General features: G+C 35.8%; 18 protein-coding genes. 3 read left to right on the top strand and 15 right to left on the bottom strand.

Annotation, left to right across the window (positions count from 1 at the left end; all coding sequences use genetic code 11):
* Positions 1-200: 200 nt before the first annotated feature.
* The 8 genes from ACI3ES_RS04900 to ACI3ES_RS04865 all read right to left on the bottom strand — a co-directional run bounded on the left by ACI3ES_RS04900 (position 201) and on the right by ACI3ES_RS04865 (position 7,088).
* Positions 201-878 (bottom strand): histidine phosphatase family protein, encoded by a 678-nt coding sequence (locus ACI3ES_RS04900; protein ID WP_260377986.1) that lies wholly within the window; start codon positions 876-878, stop codon positions 201-203.
* Between the two features lie 5 nt (positions 879-883).
* The gene (locus tag ACI3ES_RS04895; protein WP_114667585.1) at positions 884-1,597 is read right to left on the bottom strand and encodes a glycerophosphodiester phosphodiesterase family protein; all 714 of its coding nucleotides are present in this window, start codon (positions 1,595-1,597) and stop codon (positions 884-886) included.
* Positions 1,598-1,600: 3 nt separating this feature from the next.
* The gene (locus ACI3ES_RS04890; protein WP_114667584.1) at positions 1,601-2,929 is read right to left on the bottom strand and encodes an ABC transporter substrate-binding protein; all 1,329 of its coding nucleotides are present in this window, start codon (positions 2,927-2,929) and stop codon (positions 1,601-1,603) included.
* A 49-nt stretch (positions 2,930-2,978) separates the two neighbouring features.
* Positions 2,979-3,797: a carbohydrate ABC transporter permease gene (locus tag ACI3ES_RS04885; RefSeq protein ID WP_114667583.1), complete on the bottom strand. Its 819-nt coding sequence runs from the start codon at positions 3,795-3,797 to the stop codon at positions 2,979-2,981.
* Positions 3,784-4,686 carry a carbohydrate ABC transporter permease gene (locus ACI3ES_RS04880; protein ID WP_114667582.1) on the bottom strand — a complete coding sequence of 301 codons (903 nt, stop codon included), beginning with the start codon at positions 4,684-4,686 and terminating at the stop codon, positions 3,784-3,786. The genes ACI3ES_RS04885 and ACI3ES_RS04880 overlap by 14 nt, the downstream gene beginning before the upstream one ends.
* A gap of 33 nt (positions 4,687-4,719) precedes the next feature.
* Positions 4,720-5,796, bottom strand: a complete 1,077-nt coding sequence (locus ACI3ES_RS04875) for an ABC transporter ATP-binding protein (protein ID WP_114667587.1) — start codon at positions 5,794-5,796, stop codon at positions 4,720-4,722.
* 431 nt (positions 5,797-6,227) lie between these two features.
* Entirely contained in the window at positions 6,228-6,584 is a 357-nt protein-coding gene (locus ACI3ES_RS04870) for a DUF1304 domain-containing protein (RefSeq protein ID WP_114667581.1), read from the bottom strand.
* A gap of 42 nt (positions 6,585-6,626) precedes the next feature.
* The gene (locus tag ACI3ES_RS04865) at positions 6,627-7,088 is read right to left on the bottom strand and encodes a MarR family winged helix-turn-helix transcriptional regulator (protein WP_114667580.1); all 462 of its coding nucleotides are present in this window, start codon (positions 7,086-7,088) and stop codon (positions 6,627-6,629) included.
* A 149-nt stretch (positions 7,089-7,237) separates the two neighbouring features.
* On the opposite strand from ACI3ES_RS04865, the gene budA reads away from it, so the two are divergent.
* Complete coding sequence (gene budA / locus ACI3ES_RS04860) at positions 7,238-7,945, top strand: acetolactate decarboxylase (RefSeq protein ID WP_114667579.1); 708 nt, start codon at positions 7,238-7,240, stop codon at positions 7,943-7,945.
* Between the two features lie 144 nt (positions 7,946-8,089).
* On the opposite strand, the gene ACI3ES_RS04855 is transcribed toward budA, so the two are convergent.
* From ACI3ES_RS04855 to ACI3ES_RS04830, 6 genes are all read right to left on the bottom strand, one after another.
* Positions 8,090-9,085, bottom strand: coding sequence for a zinc-binding dehydrogenase (locus ACI3ES_RS04855; protein ID WP_317211134.1), 996 nt, complete (start codon positions 9,083-9,085; stop codon positions 8,090-8,092).
* A gap of 27 nt (positions 9,086-9,112) precedes the next feature.
* The gene (locus tag ACI3ES_RS04850) at positions 9,113-9,304 is read right to left on the bottom strand and encodes a hypothetical protein (RefSeq protein WP_260377983.1); all 192 of its coding nucleotides are present in this window, start codon (positions 9,302-9,304) and stop codon (positions 9,113-9,115) included.
* Positions 9,305-9,661: 357 nt separating this feature from the next.
* Positions 9,662-10,486: a YdcF family protein gene (locus ACI3ES_RS04845; RefSeq protein WP_181809875.1), complete on the bottom strand. Its 825-nt coding sequence runs from the start codon at positions 10,484-10,486 to the stop codon at positions 9,662-9,664.
* 335 nt (positions 10,487-10,821) lie between these two features.
* Positions 10,822-11,532 (bottom strand): gamma-glutamyl-gamma-aminobutyrate hydrolase family protein, encoded by a 711-nt coding sequence (locus tag ACI3ES_RS04840; protein ID WP_142511451.1) that lies wholly within the window; start codon positions 11,530-11,532, stop codon positions 10,822-10,824.
* Between the two features lie 7 nt (positions 11,533-11,539).
* Positions 11,540-13,135 carry a peptide ABC transporter substrate-binding protein gene (locus ACI3ES_RS04835; RefSeq protein WP_142511452.1) on the bottom strand — a complete coding sequence of 532 codons (1,596 nt, stop codon included), beginning with the start codon at positions 13,133-13,135 and terminating at the stop codon, positions 11,540-11,542.
* Between the two features lie 66 nt (positions 13,136-13,201).
* Positions 13,202-14,494: an O-acetylhomoserine aminocarboxypropyltransferase/cysteine synthase family protein gene (locus ACI3ES_RS04830; protein WP_142511453.1), complete on the bottom strand. Its 1,293-nt coding sequence runs from the start codon at positions 14,492-14,494 to the stop codon at positions 13,202-13,204.
* A gap of 644 nt (positions 14,495-15,138) precedes the next feature.
* Between ACI3ES_RS04830 and ACI3ES_RS04825 the strand changes: the two genes are divergently transcribed.
* Positions 15,139-15,528: an MmcQ/YjbR family DNA-binding protein gene (locus ACI3ES_RS04825; protein WP_142511454.1), complete on the top strand. Its 390-nt coding sequence runs from the start codon at positions 15,139-15,141 to the stop codon at positions 15,526-15,528.
* A gap of 104 nt (positions 15,529-15,632) precedes the next feature.
* Entirely contained in the window at positions 15,633-16,859 is a 1,227-nt protein-coding gene (locus ACI3ES_RS04820; RefSeq protein ID WP_142511455.1) for an MFS transporter, read from the top strand.
* A 135-nt stretch (positions 16,860-16,994) separates the two neighbouring features.
* On the opposite strand, the gene ACI3ES_RS04815 is transcribed toward ACI3ES_RS04820, so the two are convergent.
* Positions 16,995-17,537, bottom strand: coding sequence for a TetR/AcrR family transcriptional regulator (locus ACI3ES_RS04815; RefSeq protein WP_114667571.1), 543 nt, complete (start codon positions 17,535-17,537; stop codon positions 16,995-16,997).
* Positions 17,538-17,546 lie beyond the last annotated feature (9 nt).

The following is a 17,546-nucleotide window of genomic DNA, read 5'->3' as shown; positions in this document are numbered from 1 at the left end:
TTGGTACGTTCCAATTTTATGATGATACGCCAACCAAAATAGCCTATTTAAAACATAGTAACAATGAGTGGCTCATGGCAAAAGATAAGTGACAGTTCTAACTCATTCAATTAGAATAAAAAATTCTGATAAAAAACAGAAAATTAATGCATACTTCTGGTTATTATCAGAGAAAGTTAAATAAATTAAGAAACGTGTCATTAGGATTGTGTATCTATTAATTGATCGTATGAAACCAGTTTCATGCGCTTCGTTTCATCCATTTCAAAAATTGATAAAGAAGCATTATCAGGATTTTGATGATAGGTGCCCGTCACGCGTGTTGCCAATTTTCTAATGAGGGCCCCGTGAGTAATTATCAAAATTTGGTCACCATCTTGTGCCTTTGAATAAACATAATTAAATCCCTGCTCAACTCTTTTCCAAAATTCTGAAGCATTCTCTGCTTCATGAGTTGGATCAACTAATTTAAATTGATTCATGATGGCATCTTCAGATTTAAATTTAGCTAGTTCACTATCATTGACAACCGATGACAGCAGATTATTATCATCCTTAAAAAGATGTGATAGTATATTGAGACGATTGCCTTCAAATGAACCAAAGAATTGTTCTCTAAAGTTAGGTACTATTTCAAGCTCATTCATCATCTTATCGTGCCTAACAGATAATACTATATCTGCGGTTCCCTTGGCGCGACCTAAATCACTGGTATAAACTTTTGAAAATGGTAAATTTTTTAAACCATTGCCTAAGATAGCCGCTTGATTGACACCAGTTTTAGTTAGTAACGAGTCAGACCAACCTTGAATTTTTTGACAGGTATTAAAATAAGTTTCGCCATGTCGAACTAAGTATAATTTAATGTTTTGTGTCATGATTACTAACCACGGCAATTTCTAGTCTTTATGGCATGCACAAAATTATCGGTAAATATGCCGGCCACGCCAAAATCAAGTAATTTGTCAAGTACATTATCGTCATTTACGGTCCAAATCCGCTGGACAACATTACCACCTTGCAAACTTTCAACACTTGGATGTAAAGCATTTAAATGATGATCTTGCATGAAATGAGGAAAATCATTTACTGGCTGTTCACTCAAATAGGCTAAGTTTAATGATTGATCAATAGCATATAATCGATCTAAAGTATTAATGTTAAAGGAAGAAAAAATGACTGGTCGATTAAAGTGGAAATGCTGTACAGTGTTCAAAACAATCTGTTCAATGCCTAAGTAATCAAAATTATCCGTTTTCAATTCAATATTTAACTGTATTTGTGTGTCGTTAAAAACTGATAAAACGTCATCAAGTTTGGGGATGCTTTCGATTTTTCCCACCTGCTGTTCACGATTCACATCATTGATTAGGTGAAAACTTTTTAATGCCTCATAGTTAAAATCTTTAATGTATCCTGACCCATTTGTCGTCCGATCTATTTTTTCATCGTGCATAATAACAGGTATGAGATCCTTGGTTAAATGCACATCAAACTCCACTGCTTCACCATGTTCTGCCAAATATTTGAATCCAGAAATACTGTTTTCAATATATTTTTCAGGAATACCGCGATGCCCAAAAACTGTTGTCGCCATTATTTATTCACCTGCTTGCTCATTAGCTTGTTTGATATCAGATGTTGTTTGTTTCTCTGCTTTGCTGAGTTCTGAATCAACATCCTTACCGTTAATCACATTTTCCATTGCATTTTGCGTATTAACACGTTCTTTAGGCATTGCTGTAATTAATGCGCCTTTACTTGCGGCGTTAATTTTTGTGGCTTTCAATTGGTTGACCGGTGCAGCTAAAATAGGTGTCTCTTTGAACGCATCTTTCAATTGTTTTGTATCATATGATTTAGTATTAACAGCAAAGTAACCTGTATCAATAGACCATTGCGCCTGTTCTTTAGCTGATGTCGCAAACTTCAAAAATTCAAAAGCACCTTTCTGAACCTTAGTAGATTTTCCTTTTGACATCCAGATACTTGCTCCACCAATTACAACACCATTAGCTTTTGTACCTTCTGGTCTTGGTAAATAGGTCACACCAACATTGAACTTTGCATCTTTTTTGATGTTGCCAAGAGATGCTGATGAATTCATAAACATATCAATTTGCCCGGATGTAAAGGCTGATAACTCAGTATCACCTGCGTTTGCACCTGTACCGTAATCAACTAATGTGCCTGCACTCGCGTTAGTCTTGATCCAGTTCATAATATTTTTTCCGGCTTTATTATTGAAAGTCGCTTTAGTAGCAGTCTTTTTACGGCCATTGCCATTATTAACAAGTGTCTGGTTTTGGTTGGCTAGTAACTCTTCAAAGGTCCAGCCATAAGGCAGAATAGACAACTTCGCACTACCAGTCTTCTCTTTCAACTTTTTAGCAGCTGCAGTAACTTGTTCATACGTCGGACTAGTTGGTAAATCATCAATTCCAGCGGCTTTGAAAGCATCTTTATTGTAATACAATACTGGCGCACTTGAGTTGAAAGGCATTGAATATAATTTGCCATTGATTGTATAGTAATTCAAAATATTTTTTCTAAGATTTTTTGTACTATACTTGTATTTTTTAATGAGCGTCTGCATGGGTTCAATCATGCCCGAAGTGGAGAGTTGCTTTGTAGATATTTCGTTCGATTGAAACAAATCTGGTGCTTTACTAGTACCGCCAACGGACAAGAACTTTGGCAGCGCTTCAACATACTGTCCTTGAAATTCTGGTGTCACCTTGTATTTGGTCTGTGAAGCGTTAAAATCATTCACAATGCGCTCAATGGCTTGTTGGTTCTGACCCGTCATAGAATGCCAAAAGACAATATTTTGACGCTTTGAATCAGCAGCATGAACCTGAACCATTGGGACAACAGCACTCAAACCAATTGTGGTCAACGCAACGTATTTGGCTACATTTTTAAACATTATTTTTCTCCTATTCTCGTTCTCGTTCAAATAAAACCTAAAACAAACTTTATTTAATAACACCATTTGTCAAACCTTTTTTAAAGTATTTTTGCCCTAAAAAGATGATTAACAATGTTGGCACAACGGACACTATTGTTGCTGCCATAATTAATCCCCAATTGCTGGCAGTATCTTGTGATCGCAATTGTCTTAAGCCAATTTGCACAGTTCTCACATTGTCATTAGTTGTGGCGATCAATGGCCACAAATACATGTTCCAATTGGTCAAAAAACTATATAAAGCAAAGGTAATAATGCTAACTTTTGTATAAGGCATGACTACCCGTGTTGCGAATTGAAAATGGTTTAGCCCCTCAATATCACTTAATTGCTTTAATGCTGTTGGAATTTGTTCAAAGCTTGTCTTCATCATAAAAGTTCCAAACGCTGATGCTAAAAATGGTAATCCAATCGCAGCGTAAGTATTTAATAAATTCAAATCACGCATTGTTGCAAAATTAGGAATAATTTGAGCCTCAAAGGGTAACATCATTGTGCTTAAAAACAAAATAAACGCGAACTTTTTAAATCTAAATTCCAAAAACACAAACGCGTAAGCCGCCATGATCGACAATATAACTTGACCAATCATCACCGAACCTGAAACGATAAAACTGTGCCATAAAAACTTTGCCATTGATGTGCTTGTAAACACTTTGACATAGTTAGAAAATTCTAAGTGATCAGGCAACAAATGTCCTTGTGCAATTGACTGACTAGATGACAAACTCAGAGAAATACCCACAAATAATGGCAATAATAATAATAGTGTTAGCACAATAAGTGTTGCTAAATGAAACCCCTTTTTAAAGTTACTCGTTTGCATAATTTGCTCCTTTTCTGTTTTTCACGTAAAACTGAATCATAGTAAAGAGCATGATAATAATTGTCAAAATAACTGACTGTGCGCTGGCGCGACCAACGCTATGATTAACAAACGCATCTTGATAAATAGCATATACCAACAAGTTGGTATGATAATCAGGACCGCCAGATGTCAAAATATCAACCTGACCAAACGTTTGAAAAGCGTTAATTAAAGTAACTACCGTAACGAAAAAGATAGTTGGGCTGGTTGCCGGAAGTGTAATTTTCCGTAATCTCATCAACCATGAAGCACCGTCTAAGTCAGCCACTTGATACAAATCTTGAGGTATAGCTTGGATTGCACCGAGCAAAATCAGGAATGCAAATCCAAGATTCATCCAAACGGTCGTACCAATAATGGCCACTAATGACCATGTTGGATCAGATAAAAAATTAATCTGTGCTAAGTGTAAAAATGTCAATATTTTACTGAACATACCAATTTGTGGGTTGAACATAAATAACCAAAGTATTGATGCTACTGTTACCGAAACGCCCATAGTTGACGAAAACATTGTTCTAAACACAGCAATACCCGTCATTTTTTGACTCGCACTCATTGCCATCAAATACGCCAGTACTAGCGTCAATAGGGTTGAAAAGAAAACAAAAATAAGTGTAATCGTAAAAGATGTCATAAAACTATCGGATGTAAACAAATTTGAAAAATTTTTAAATCCAATAAATTTAATTGGATTACCCATTAAATCTGTTAATTGTGTACTTAAGAAAAATGTTTTTAACATCGGATAAAAAACAAAAATACCCAGAATGATAAACGATGGCAGTAACAATAACCATCCTAATGCTGATTGGTTACGAAATTTCAAATTGCTTGTTTTTTTCATAATATATTAATCCAACTTTGTAAAACGAAATATCTAAATTACTGTTGATACTGATTTTTCAGTATTAAGTAGTTGACCACTCGGCGTGAATATCAGTGCTCTATCTAACAAAAAATCAAAAGCCACTACATCCCCCAAAGTCAAGTCCAGTTGTTCGCTAACTTTGATTCTCACGGATTGATTTTGTCCAATGTTTACTTCAATGTTGGTCCCATCACCTAGCGGTTCTATATGAGTCAGCTCTCCTCGCAACGCACCATTTTCACTTATGACAATATTTTCAGGCCGAACGCCCAGTATATATTGACCCTCATCAATGTCAACATTGGTTAGCATCTCAAACTCGTCGTTTAAGTGAAATCTATTGTGTCCCAAGTTCACGTTTATTAAATTAATAGATGGCGATCCGAAAAAATCAGCAACAAAAGTATTAGCTGGTTCATTGTACAGCTCTAATGGCGAACCAATTTGTTCGATTTTACCTTTGTTCAAAACCATTACTTGATCGCCCATTGTCATTGCTTCAGTCTGATCATGCGTAACGTAAATAACAGTGATACCAAGTTGTTGCTGTAAAGCACGTATTTCTTTTCTCATTTCTGCGCGAAGTTTTGCATCCAAATTCGACAATGGTTCATCCATTAAAATGATTTGTGCATCTGAAACCAGTGCACGGGCTAAAGAAACACGTTGCCGTTGACCACCAGATAAGTTGCCCGGTTTTTTATTTTTATATTCTTCTAAATGAACTAAGTTTAAAACATCATTTAATTTCTTTTGTTGAATATCCTTTGGAGTGTGTCTAGCAGCCAAGCCAAATACGATATTCTCAGCCACCGTAAGATTAGGCATTAGCGCATAGTTTTGAAAAACCATGGACAAATTACGGTCTTTTGGCGGTAACTGTGTGACATCCTTTTCATTAATCACAACAGCGCCATCATTAATTGGAATAAAACCTGCAATAGCATTCAAAATCGTGCTTTTTCCTGAACCTGATGCACCCACCAATATGTAAAACTGTCCATTTTCGATTGTTGCATTAATATCAGTTAAAACTTCTTCGCCGTTATCGTACTTCTTTTTCAAATGTCTCAATTCAATCGTCATGTATAGCTGTACTCTTTCAAATGTCATCGATGTCATTATTATTATTGTTGTTAACAAAATCATTGTAACAATCTCATGTAAACTCATCATAACGATGACGTAAAGATTAAAAAAAGCGTTATATGAGCGATAATCACCGTCATATAACACTTTTTTATTTATACATCAATCTATTAATTAAAAATGATGAATTCACCTTGACATTTTTTACAGTAACAATATATAAAACGTAATAATTCACCTTAAAAGATCTGGACCTGATTGCTACTTTATTAATATCAAAAAATCGTATCTTTCCAAATTAATTTTTCAACATTGCCCCAACATTTGTTGCTATGCATTGAAAACCTAATCCTCGATATAAACTAAATGCTGAAGCAGCTGATTTGTTCTTAATTGCTAATAGGTTTCGCTTACCGTGCCAACTCACCTCATAAAAATAATGCAACCAGCGCAAGAAAAGCGGGTAATCCTTGCATCACAATAATTTTTCTCGCTGCTGTCAAACTACCGTAGACGGCAGCCAATAGCACAAAAATCATTTCTAATTTCAACATCAGTAGCTGTTGTGGCCCAGTCAAAAGCAATAATGTGGTAATAATTAATGCGCCAAACAAACCATTGTATATGCCTTGATTAGCTAATAATGTTTTAACTTCTGGTATTTTGACAAACGATTCATCTAGTTCAAAAGCATTCGCTTGCTGATGCGCTGACCCAAACATTTCTAACAACATAATGCCGATTGCCTCAATACTCACAAGTGCTACTAAAATATGTCCAATCATAATTTCCCCTCTATTCAATATAAAGCATCATCACCAGTAATCTCAATCGTCCCTATGATTTCGCGTTGCAATCATTTTCTGAAGTGTTGCATTTAATGCTTGGTTTTCAGCAATAATGGCAGTCACTGATCTTGTGCTATTAGCAATCAGTTCATCTCGAATAACAGCAACATCGGATAAGATTTCTTCAAAAACAGCTCTCTTTGAATCTGCCATCTTTAAAGAGTTTACTCGCCGATCCAACTCACTGGGTATTTTGATTAACCATTGTTTTTGGACTAATTTGTCAATAACTGGTGTTAGCGTATTACTCGATAACTCTAATTTATTACCAATGTCCATCAACTTAGTCGATCCGTTTTTGTAGATGATCAGCAATGACATATACTGCAAATAGGATAAGTCATAATCTGCTAAAACATCCCCATAAAGCCGATGAAAATAGCGATTCGTATTATATATCGACAAACATAATTCATCATACAATTCGTTTTGATCAACCATACCAGACATCCTCTTCAACTATTATATCGTGCACGATATAAATTAGCAATTATATTTTGATACTTTGACAACTTGATGTTGTGGTTATTAAAGTTTATTTAATCTGGTTATTGTTTACTTATAGTAAGTAAACAATAAAAGGAGTTATTATGGCAACAATATTTCAACATGGTACATTAGAACTCATTATGGCCGGTCTTTATGATGGTACAACCACTCTGACCTCTATTTTAAAAAATGGTGATTTTGGAATAGGAACTTTAGATCAACTAGATGGGGAAATGACAATAATGAACGGAAAAGTTTACCAAACTGACGCCAATGGCATAACACGAGAAATACATCAATTGAATCATACCACCCCTTTCACATCAGCTCATTTTGAATCTAAGAACAAGCATTTGTTCAATGAAACCGCACTATCCTTCTCAAATCTTGAAAATGCGAACCACTATATATCCAAAAATGTGCCAAACAGCGTGCGAGTGAACGGCTTCTTTAAATCATTAAAGGTCAGAGTAGCGCCAAAACAAGCAAAGCCTTATCCAGACTTCCTATCAGTAAGTGCCGATCAGCCTACTTTTGAATATCAAAATATTGAAGGCACTTTAATTGGCGATTTTGGTCCAGACATTTATACAGGTGTCATGGCAAACGGATGGCATTTACATTTTTTGAGTAACGACTTCACCATAGGTGGTCATGTACTAGACTTCTCCGCTGAGCATTTGAGTGGTACCATTGATACTTTTGATACAGTTAAAATATCAATGCCGATTCATAATGAGTCGTTTGTATCTCACAAATCAAATATTTCCGACATTCGACAAGCAATTGCAAAGGCTGAGGGCGAGTAAAAAACCTTGCACTTTACAGCAACAAGGTTTTCCAAAAGTTTCCTGCCATGTGTCAGTTAAATTGTCTTTTCAAATCCGAATAATTGTAAAATCACAATTATCTCACGACTTTGCATAGGTCATAAAAACCTTTTGATATGAAATCTACGACAATTTAACAACTATTTTACCGGTTACTTGAGATGCTTTCAAAGCGCTTAACCCATCAACCAAATTGTCAAATGATATTATTTTTCCAATCATAGGGTCAAGCTCGTTGTTCGCTATCATTTGAACAAGTTCTTGGGCCATCGTAGCTAAATCCGCTTTTTCAGACAACGTATGAAATCTATGAGCGCCACCCAAATTCAACGCAGAAATAGTTAAGCCTTTCTCCGCAAGATCCAGCATATTAACATTAAAAGGCGAATTTGTTAAAGAAATAACCTGCCCATCGTAAGCTAACCGGTTAAGAATATCTTGCATAATTTCTTCCTTAGAAATTGAATTAATACTAATATCAACCCCTTGCCCATTTGTTAATTTTAAGACGTGCTCAGTCACGTTTTCAGTTTGATAGTCAATAATATGGTCTGCCCCAGCCATTTTAACGAATTCAATTTTTTTACTTGAAACCGTTGTTATCACTGTTAAACCTAGTCTCTTGGCCAATTGAATAGCCACAGAACCCACGCCGCCCGCACCACCGTGGATTAAGATGGTGCTTTTACCCGTCAAATTTGCTTTTCTATATAGGGCTTGAAACGCAGACATACCACCACATAAAATACTTGCAGCCTGTTCAAAAGTTACTGTTTCAGGTATTAAAGCAAGTGAATAATCATGCATTAATACATATTCACCGAAAGTGCCATTCTCTTCAAGGTTTGCATGACCGCAAACTCTATCACCTACACGAAGGCTAGTTTTAGCATTTTTGCCACATGCCACAATTGTTCCAGCTACATCTACACCTAATACATGAGGATAATGCCAGTTTCGATTGCCATCATCTGCTAGTTTGTAATCGACGGGATTTAATCCTACTGCTTCAGTTTGAATTAATACCAAGTCATCTGTTGCTTTAGGAGTTGGGATGTCCATCAATGTCAAATTATCCACCCCTAAATTTTGTGGCCCAGAAATAATATATGCTTTCACTTAGATATCTCCTCTATCGTCAAATCTTTACGCTCTTCCACTGTCAACGAGCAACGGTGTGGCAGCTTTAATATTGTTTCTAACCAAATACATACCAAAATACACAAAAAAAACGACAGCAAAAGATTTGATAAATTGCTTAAACCAAAGCTTCCGTTCCTCGTTGACAGAAATATTTATTTTATTTGGATGGTGCAACGCAAAAAATTGACTTAACATTTCATACTCCCCTAATTCTTTTCTGAAGGGATTGAAGCAGAACCTTCACTTGCGTTGTATGTAAACGTTTACAATGATATTATACACGTTTTTAGATTATTTGTGTTATTTTTGTGTCTTTTAATGATATTAATTCACATGTTAACATTATCAACCATAATTATATTAAAATATCATGATTTCACCCAATTTTGAAATAAGAATATCATAGCGTACAAGCCGCATAACTCAGTTCATCTAGATGTAGCGTGTGCACACACCATATACGAACCAAAGTTTACGACCAGCATGTCAATCACTATTAATGATGATATCCACACCATAACCAATAAAAAAACTTTCATTATGAAAGTTTTTTCAATAGAATATCAAAAAGATAATAACAAACAAATTTATCGTGCCTAAAGTAATGGCATGTCTTTTACGATTCATGACTAACACAGCCACAAACTCGCGTACTAGCGCATTAGGAATGAAATAAAGTGGTGTCTTACCACCCAATCCTTGGTATTCGAAGCCAAAATATCTTGCTAACATAACAGCCCTAAAAATATGATAAGTGTTTGATACAATTAAAACATGTTGTACTTGGCTTGGCATTAACTGACTAGAAAATAGCAAATTCTGATAAGTATTACGCGATTGTGTTTCAATCAAAGTCTCGGAGGTGTCATATCCATTATTTTGCGCCCACTTTTGCATAGCCAAGCCTTCAGAAAGACTTTCATTATTTCCTTGTCCACCCGAAAATATAATCAATGGTCGTCTGCCAGTTAAATGAAGTTGCTTATCTGAAAATTTTATAGCAGCCAAAATACGATTGGTAAGCAATCTACCAACTTTATCACCATTGATTAATCCAGAGCCCAATACAATCAATACATCTTGATCATATTTAATTGGTTTAAAATAATATAACATGCTGGCTGTCAAAAAGTTAGCAAATGCAACAAACAGATAAGCAATGCTGATTGGAACAATTGTCAGGATGGACTGTATCAATTTTGGCGCTTTCACAACAGCAGGTTGATACGCAAAAGCATATATTATAAAAGCCAAAGCTAACAAAAACATTAATGAATTAGCTAAGTTATGCGATTCTCGTTTATACACCAATAAATTATTAGTAATCATACCCGGCAAGATAGTAATAGCTAACAATAAAATCATGACTATTGCCATTAATATCATCACTGATACGATTCCCGCCACATTAGGGACAGATGCGCCAACAGTCAAAATATCTATTGCCAGAATACAAATTAATGCATTACTTAGTGTCCCCACAATTAAGCGACGAGAATCATTTTTTAGAAACCAAATCAAAAGGAAAAAAATGAAAGACGTGATGACAATTAGTATATAAGAATAAACCGGTATTATAAATTTTCTCCATGTCCTTTTATAATCAAGTTTAACATGAATATTACCGTTATTTATCTAGTATACTATCCTAAAAACAGAACATTTCAAAAATTTTTTCATTGTGATGCTAGTGAAATTTAATGGCGTATTTTTTATTTTTGAACAAACGCATCAAATAATTTTTGAGCTTCGGGATACTTCATTAATAGCATTTCAGGATGCCATTGAACAGCATAAATGTGACGTGCCTCATCTGAAAAGGCTTCCACAACATTGTCGGTACTAACTGCATCAAGTTGTAAACCGTCACCTAGCTTTTTAACAGCCTGATGGTGAAATGAGTTAACAAGTGATTGATCATCTAAAAAGCTTTGTAACCAACTTACACGTTTCAATATTAAACGATGTGTTGGTGTATACCATTTGGTAGGATATTGATTGTGTCTAACTTTCAAGTCTTGATATTGACTGTTTAGATCCTGAAAAAGCGTGCCGCCAAGTGCAACATTAATAATTTGTAAACCACGACAAATGCCCAAAATCGGCTTTTCTTGTTTAATTGCTTCCAAAACCAAAGCTACTTCAAAGGCGTCGCGATCGGTATCAGTTTCGTGAAGATTGATTTGAGGATCTTCGCCAAAATAGAAAGGTGAAACATCTTGACCACCTGCTAACACCAACGCATCGACACTATCAATATAATTTTTAGCCAACTTTGGGTCCCCAATTGGTAAAACAATCGGGAGTGCGTGAGCATTTGTGATACCATCAATATAATTTTTTTGAATGTAATCGACATAATTAGTACCAAAATGCGAATTTGGATGAAGAAGATTATTACTTGGAATGCCGATTTTTTTCATGGTTGCCTCACTTTGCATATTTATAATTTTGATAGCCAATCAACGGATAGTTCAGATTTTTAATCGACGACTTTAATAGGTGAACATTAGCGACTTGATAAAGTGGCGTCACACCGTTTAACTCATTATTGCGTTTTGCTGCTAACTTTTCCAATTGATAACGGGCATCATTTGCTTCATGCTGATTGGATATTTTGCTGATTAACTTTTCATATTCTGGATTTGACCAATTCGTAAAATTAATAGCGCCCTTAGAGTAAGCAATATCTAAAAAGTCAATAGGATCATTATAATCAGTTGACCAAGTTAACGTTCCTGCTTGAAAATTATGGCTCTCAAATGCTGAAATTTCAGCATTCAAAGGTAATTGTTTCAAATTAATTGTCACATCTGGCAAAGTAGCCTCAATACTTTGTTTTAAGTATACACCTAATGCTTTATAAGCATCGGTGTCAGCAGTATTTAAGGTAATACTTATCTTTTTTTGATTGAGCTCAGTTTGTGCCTTTTTGAGATATGATTGTGCTAGCTTTTTATCATAAGGCAACGAGAGACCATCGTTAAAATCTTTACCTTTAATGGTAACTTCACCACTCGGTACAATTGATTTAGCAGGGGTTGAGCCATCCCCTAATGCTGATTTTGTCAATTCTTGACGATTAATTGCCAAACTCAGAGCACGTTTAAGATTGGTATTGCTAACAGTTTTATCCGAAGCGTTCCAAACGATAAACGCAACACGACCTTTTTGAGTAGATTTAATATCTGAAGCGTGTGTTTTTTTCAAATCTGTGAGAATACTACCTGAAATTTCGGCTTCATCCACTTTTTTTGCTAAATATTGTTTTGCCGCTAAAGTGGCATCTGTCACCTGCGTTGCTTTGATCGTATCATAGTGAACTTTGTCGGCACCAGCATAATATTTATTCTTCACGAATTCCCATGTCGTTGAAGATTGGTTCCACTTCTTAATTGTGTAAGCACCATTAGAAACCGTTGTCTTGGCAGTTTGACCATATTTACTACCGTATAATTTTAATTTGTCGGCATTAATCGGATATAACTGATTTGCCAAAATAAAGTTAAAATAAGGTACTGGATGAGATAACTCAATTTTAACCGTGTATTTATCGGGTGCACTAATGCCTAATTTGCTAATATTGGCTTTGTGATTGTAAACTGCATCATACCCAGCAATATCTTTGAAATGGTTGGCGCGTGTTGATTTAGTAGTAGGATTGACTTGCCTTTTAACAGAATTAACAAAGTCAGCTGCCGTTACAATTGAGCCATCAGACCATTTCTGTTTTTTCTTCAATTTAATTGTGTACACTTTATTATCTTGGGTAGGTTGCACTACTTTTGTCGCAACACCGGGAATAATTTTACCTTTAGCTGATGTTGTGTACAAACCTTCCAACGTTTGTACTTCAGCCCAGTTAGCACCCACTTGATCAGCTAAATTAGGATCAAGCGTGGAAATATTATTTTGAACCGCCACTTTCAATGTATGCTCATCTGATGAATTGGATGGTTTCGTGACGATATAAATGCCCGCAACGACAACCACCACTACTGCGCCAATCATTATCTTTTTATTCATATTCTCTCACTTCTCATTTTTATAAATGACTATTTTTCTGTCAGTCGATGTGTTCAAGCTATTAATTTATTCAACATAAGTCAACGCTTCCTCTAGCGCTGCAATTAAATCGTCAACATTCTCGATACCAATAGAAATACGAATTAAGTCAGGTGTGATACCAGCTGCGGCCAGTTGATCATCAGATAGTTGCGCATGAGTGGTTGATTTTGGATGAATAATGAGTGATTTTGCATCACCAACATTAGCTAATAAAGAAAAAATGTCCAAATGGTTAATGAGATCCTCAGCCCCTTTTTCTCCAGCCTTCAATCCAAACGTAAAAATCGAGCCAACACCTTTTTCAAAGTATTGATTTGCTAATGCCTTGTACGGTGAATCTGCTAATTCTGGGTAACTCACCCAAGCGACTTTGTCATGCTGGTTTAAATATGACACGATTTGACGTGTGTTTTCAACATGCCGTGCCACACGAAGTGACAATGTTTCTAACCCTTGTAGCAAATAAAAAGCTGACTGAGGTGATAATGTTGCGCCTGTGTCACGTAAATGTTCGGCACGAATTTTTGTTACAAATGCAGCACCTTTCAAATCGGCCCAAACAATACCATTGTATGATGCTGTCGGCTTTGTAAAATCCGGATATCGACCGGAGGCATTATAATCAAAATCACCTTTTTCAATAATCAGCCCACCTAAGGTCGTACCGTGGCCACCAATGAATTTCGTTGCAGAATGAACGACAACATCAATACCATGTGTCAGAGGTTGTACCAAATAAGGCGTTGCAAAAGTAGAATCAACAATCGATATAATACCATGCCGTTTTGCAATTGCCGCGACAGCCTCAAAATCAGTTATATTGATTTTAGGATTACCTAAGCTTTCAAAGAAGATTGCTTTAGTATTAGGCTGAATTGCAGCTTCAAAATTTTTGGGATTATCAGGGTCAACAAATGTTGTCTCAATAGCTAATTTTTTCAAGGTTTCCGAGAACAACTCAATCGTGCCACCATACAATGTAGAAGCTGCGATAATATGGTCTCCCGCACCAGCAACATTGAGAATGGTGGCAGTAATCGCTGCAGCCCCAGAAGCAAGTGAAATAGCTGCCGTACCACCTTCTAATGCCGCAATTCTAGTCTCCAAAACTGAGTTTGTCGGGTTAGTCAAACGACCATAAATATTGCCAGCATCTGTTAAAGCAAAACGTCCAGCCGCTTCTTTGGCATCTTTAAAAACAAAAGAAGTTGTTTGATAAATAGGTACTGCGCGTGCACCTGTTGCCAAGTCTGGCTCTTCCTGACCTGCGTGAAGTTGTTGTGTTTCAAAAGCGTATTTCTTGTCTAATTTTGTCATATTTGTCTCCAATTTTGAGTTTCTATTCGTTTTTTCGTGACAAGTAAAATTTGCGAAGGACACATTCGGCTGTACACTAAACCACAGCCTAATATTTGACTCAAAATGCTAGTAATATAAACAAACGCCCAATTTATGCTATTAGCCATACTCAACTCCTCAAATAATTTAGTTAAATACGTGGCAATAAAAAACCGCAGTCCAAACTATTTGGACCACGGGACGACTCTAATCGTGTTACCACCCGACATTTATGTGTTTCAGATACTGAAATACAACTCATCTCCAATCATCAAGCACTATGAAGCTATCCATCATTTAGTAACACTGAGAATTGGTGACGCAATAACGGGCGCACCCGATTATAGCTCATTCTTGATTACAATATAATCAATACACTCACTATAACAGTAACTCCAAGACCATTTTCCAAACTGCAACAATACTAAATTTCACCAATCATTAGTTCTCTATCAAATGCATTCGTAAGTACTTATCTCTTCACTGTTTTATATTAGAATTATTATATGATAATGCAAATACAATGTCAATACTCTAATTTTTCAAAATAAAGTTTTGTGATGCTTACTTATTACAACAAGCATTTTTATATAATTGTCTTACAATCAGAAAGGTAACTCAAAATGACAAACAATCTACACAAAGACAGAATTAAGCACTTCACGACGTTTGGTCAAAAATTACCACACGCAAAAGTATATTACCGTGAAGACTGGCAAATAATCTATTTTGACTTGGCAGGTAAAATGTTTGGGTTGATGTCACCCACTCTCTCTGATGAAGCCATTATTACACTTAAAGGAGATCCAGATTCAAACCGTGAACTGCGAGACATGTATCCTGACATTAGTGCTGGTTACCATGTCAATAAAAGACACTGGATTTCGATAAAGCTTAACACCGAACAATTATCAGATCAAGAAATTGATGCCATGATTAAGCAATCGTATTTATTGGTTTTCAATAATTTACCCGCTCCTCTCAGAAGAGAATTCACCGAAAATAATTGGTGATTTTAAACGACGATCGCACTTCACAAAAATAACCATACTATCCTTGACATATTCTATACATGAATTAAAAAAGAGTTTGATAACCTTATTTTAAGAGGTATGATATGTCAAAGGTTATACAAAAATTTTCTTCAGCAGAAAAAGGTTGGATGCTTTACGATTGGGCTAATTCAGGTTTTAGTTTGATTGTGGTAACTGCCGTTCTACCATTATGGCTAGAAAGTGTTGGGCATAATGTCAATCTTTCAACTGCACAAACAACATCATGGTGGTCTTACGCCAATTCATTTTCAACGTTAATCGTGGCAATCTGTTCACCAATTCTAGGCGCATTAGCAGATTTTAAAGGCTGGAAAAAACCATCTTGGTTCATTGCTACAATGCTAGGTGTCGTGACAACACTTTCACTTGCGATGGTCCCTAATAACGGGTTCTGGTGGCTGCTTGTTTTGTTTTTGTTAGCCAATATAGGCTTCAGTGTAGCTAACATTTATTATGATTCTTTTCTGACAGATGTCACATCCCCAAATAAAATGCCCACTGTGTCTAGTTGGGGATTTGCTTTAGGTTACTTGGGCGGTGTCATTCCGTTTATTTTGTTTTATTTAGTTCGCGGCTTGATGACGACCCACCAATCAATTATGTTGGCATTTATCCTTTCAGGACTATGGTGGGCAATCTTTTCAATCCCTATGTTGCTGACTGTCAAACAAAAAAGCGCTCTTCCTGTCCCAAATAATCCATTGAAGCAAGTTTTTAAGCGTTTAACTAATACCTTACGACATTTAGCCCAATATCCAAAAATTGTCGGTTTCTTGGCGTCATATTTTTTCTACATAGATGGTGTTAACACCATTATCACCGAAGCTTCTTTATTTGCAGTATCTCTAGGCATTAAAATGACTGAATTATTAACAATTTTGTTATTTGTTCAACTGGTGGCATTTCCGGCATCTATTATTTTCGGTTATTTAACTAAATGTTTTAGTGAACGTACCATGATTTTGGCCGGTATTAGTATCTATTCAATCATTTGCCTGTTGTCACTTATTATCACACAAGCTTGGGGATTTTGGATAATGGCATTTCTAATTGGTTCAGCTCAAGGCGGGATTCAAGCCATCAGTCGTTCCTATTTTGGCAAAATTATTCCACAGGCTTATTCCGGTGAGTTCTTTGGATTTTATAATATTTTTGGTAAATTTTCTGCAGTCCTAGGTCCACTCGTGTTTGGCGGAGTTGCTGCACTAACAGGTAGCGTCCAATTAGGATCTGGCTCATTGCTAATTTTCTTTGTTTTAGGTGGCTGGATTTTTATTAAATATGCTTAAATTATGATGACGTATGTTGCTATACCTGATCCAACTTTGGCCATGAATTTTTAAACATGCTCTTAAATTTACTGACAATTATCCTAAATGTGTTTCATCACATTTGCTAACACACGATTCACCATTTTAGACTCATCACATAGTTAATATCTTCTTTCTAATGTCTTCCACAAAGCTTAAAGCTTCATGGTTAACGCCGTTGACAAACGACCAGTTCAACGTATCGAAAACAATACTTGCACCAATTTGTGCAGTTAGTTCTTTGTAGCTAACATCGGTTTTTTCATTAAGGTATGCCAACCAATGATCATATAAAATTGTCTCAAATTTTTGTTTCAAATTATATTCTGAGCCATCAAGTTTAAACAGTGCTTGAATAACCGGTTGCCTTGTTACTAATTCGTCGTAGAATTGTACAACAGTTTCTTCAAGCTGACCCAAAATTAAGCCATTAAATCTTTTCTCCACAATTGTCGAAAACAAAGATACCTGTTGATCAAATAATTGGGCCAATAAATCGTATTTATCTAGGTAATGTAGATAAAAGGTTGATCTGCTAGTTAAAGCGCGTTTACATATATCATTAACAGTAATTGATGTAAAATTTGTTTCATTGAGCAAAGACACAAAAGCATTTTCAATATTTTGTTTTGTTTTAATTATTCTGATATCTGTCATAGACATGTT

This window comes from Leuconostoc falkenbergense (genome assembly GCF_045801155.1).
Taxonomy (GTDB): domain Bacteria; phylum Bacillota; class Bacilli; order Lactobacillales; family Lactobacillaceae; genus Leuconostoc; species Leuconostoc falkenbergense.
The sequence above is the reverse complement of the archived record's forward strand: the minus strand, read 5'-3'. Positions and strand labels throughout refer to the sequence as shown.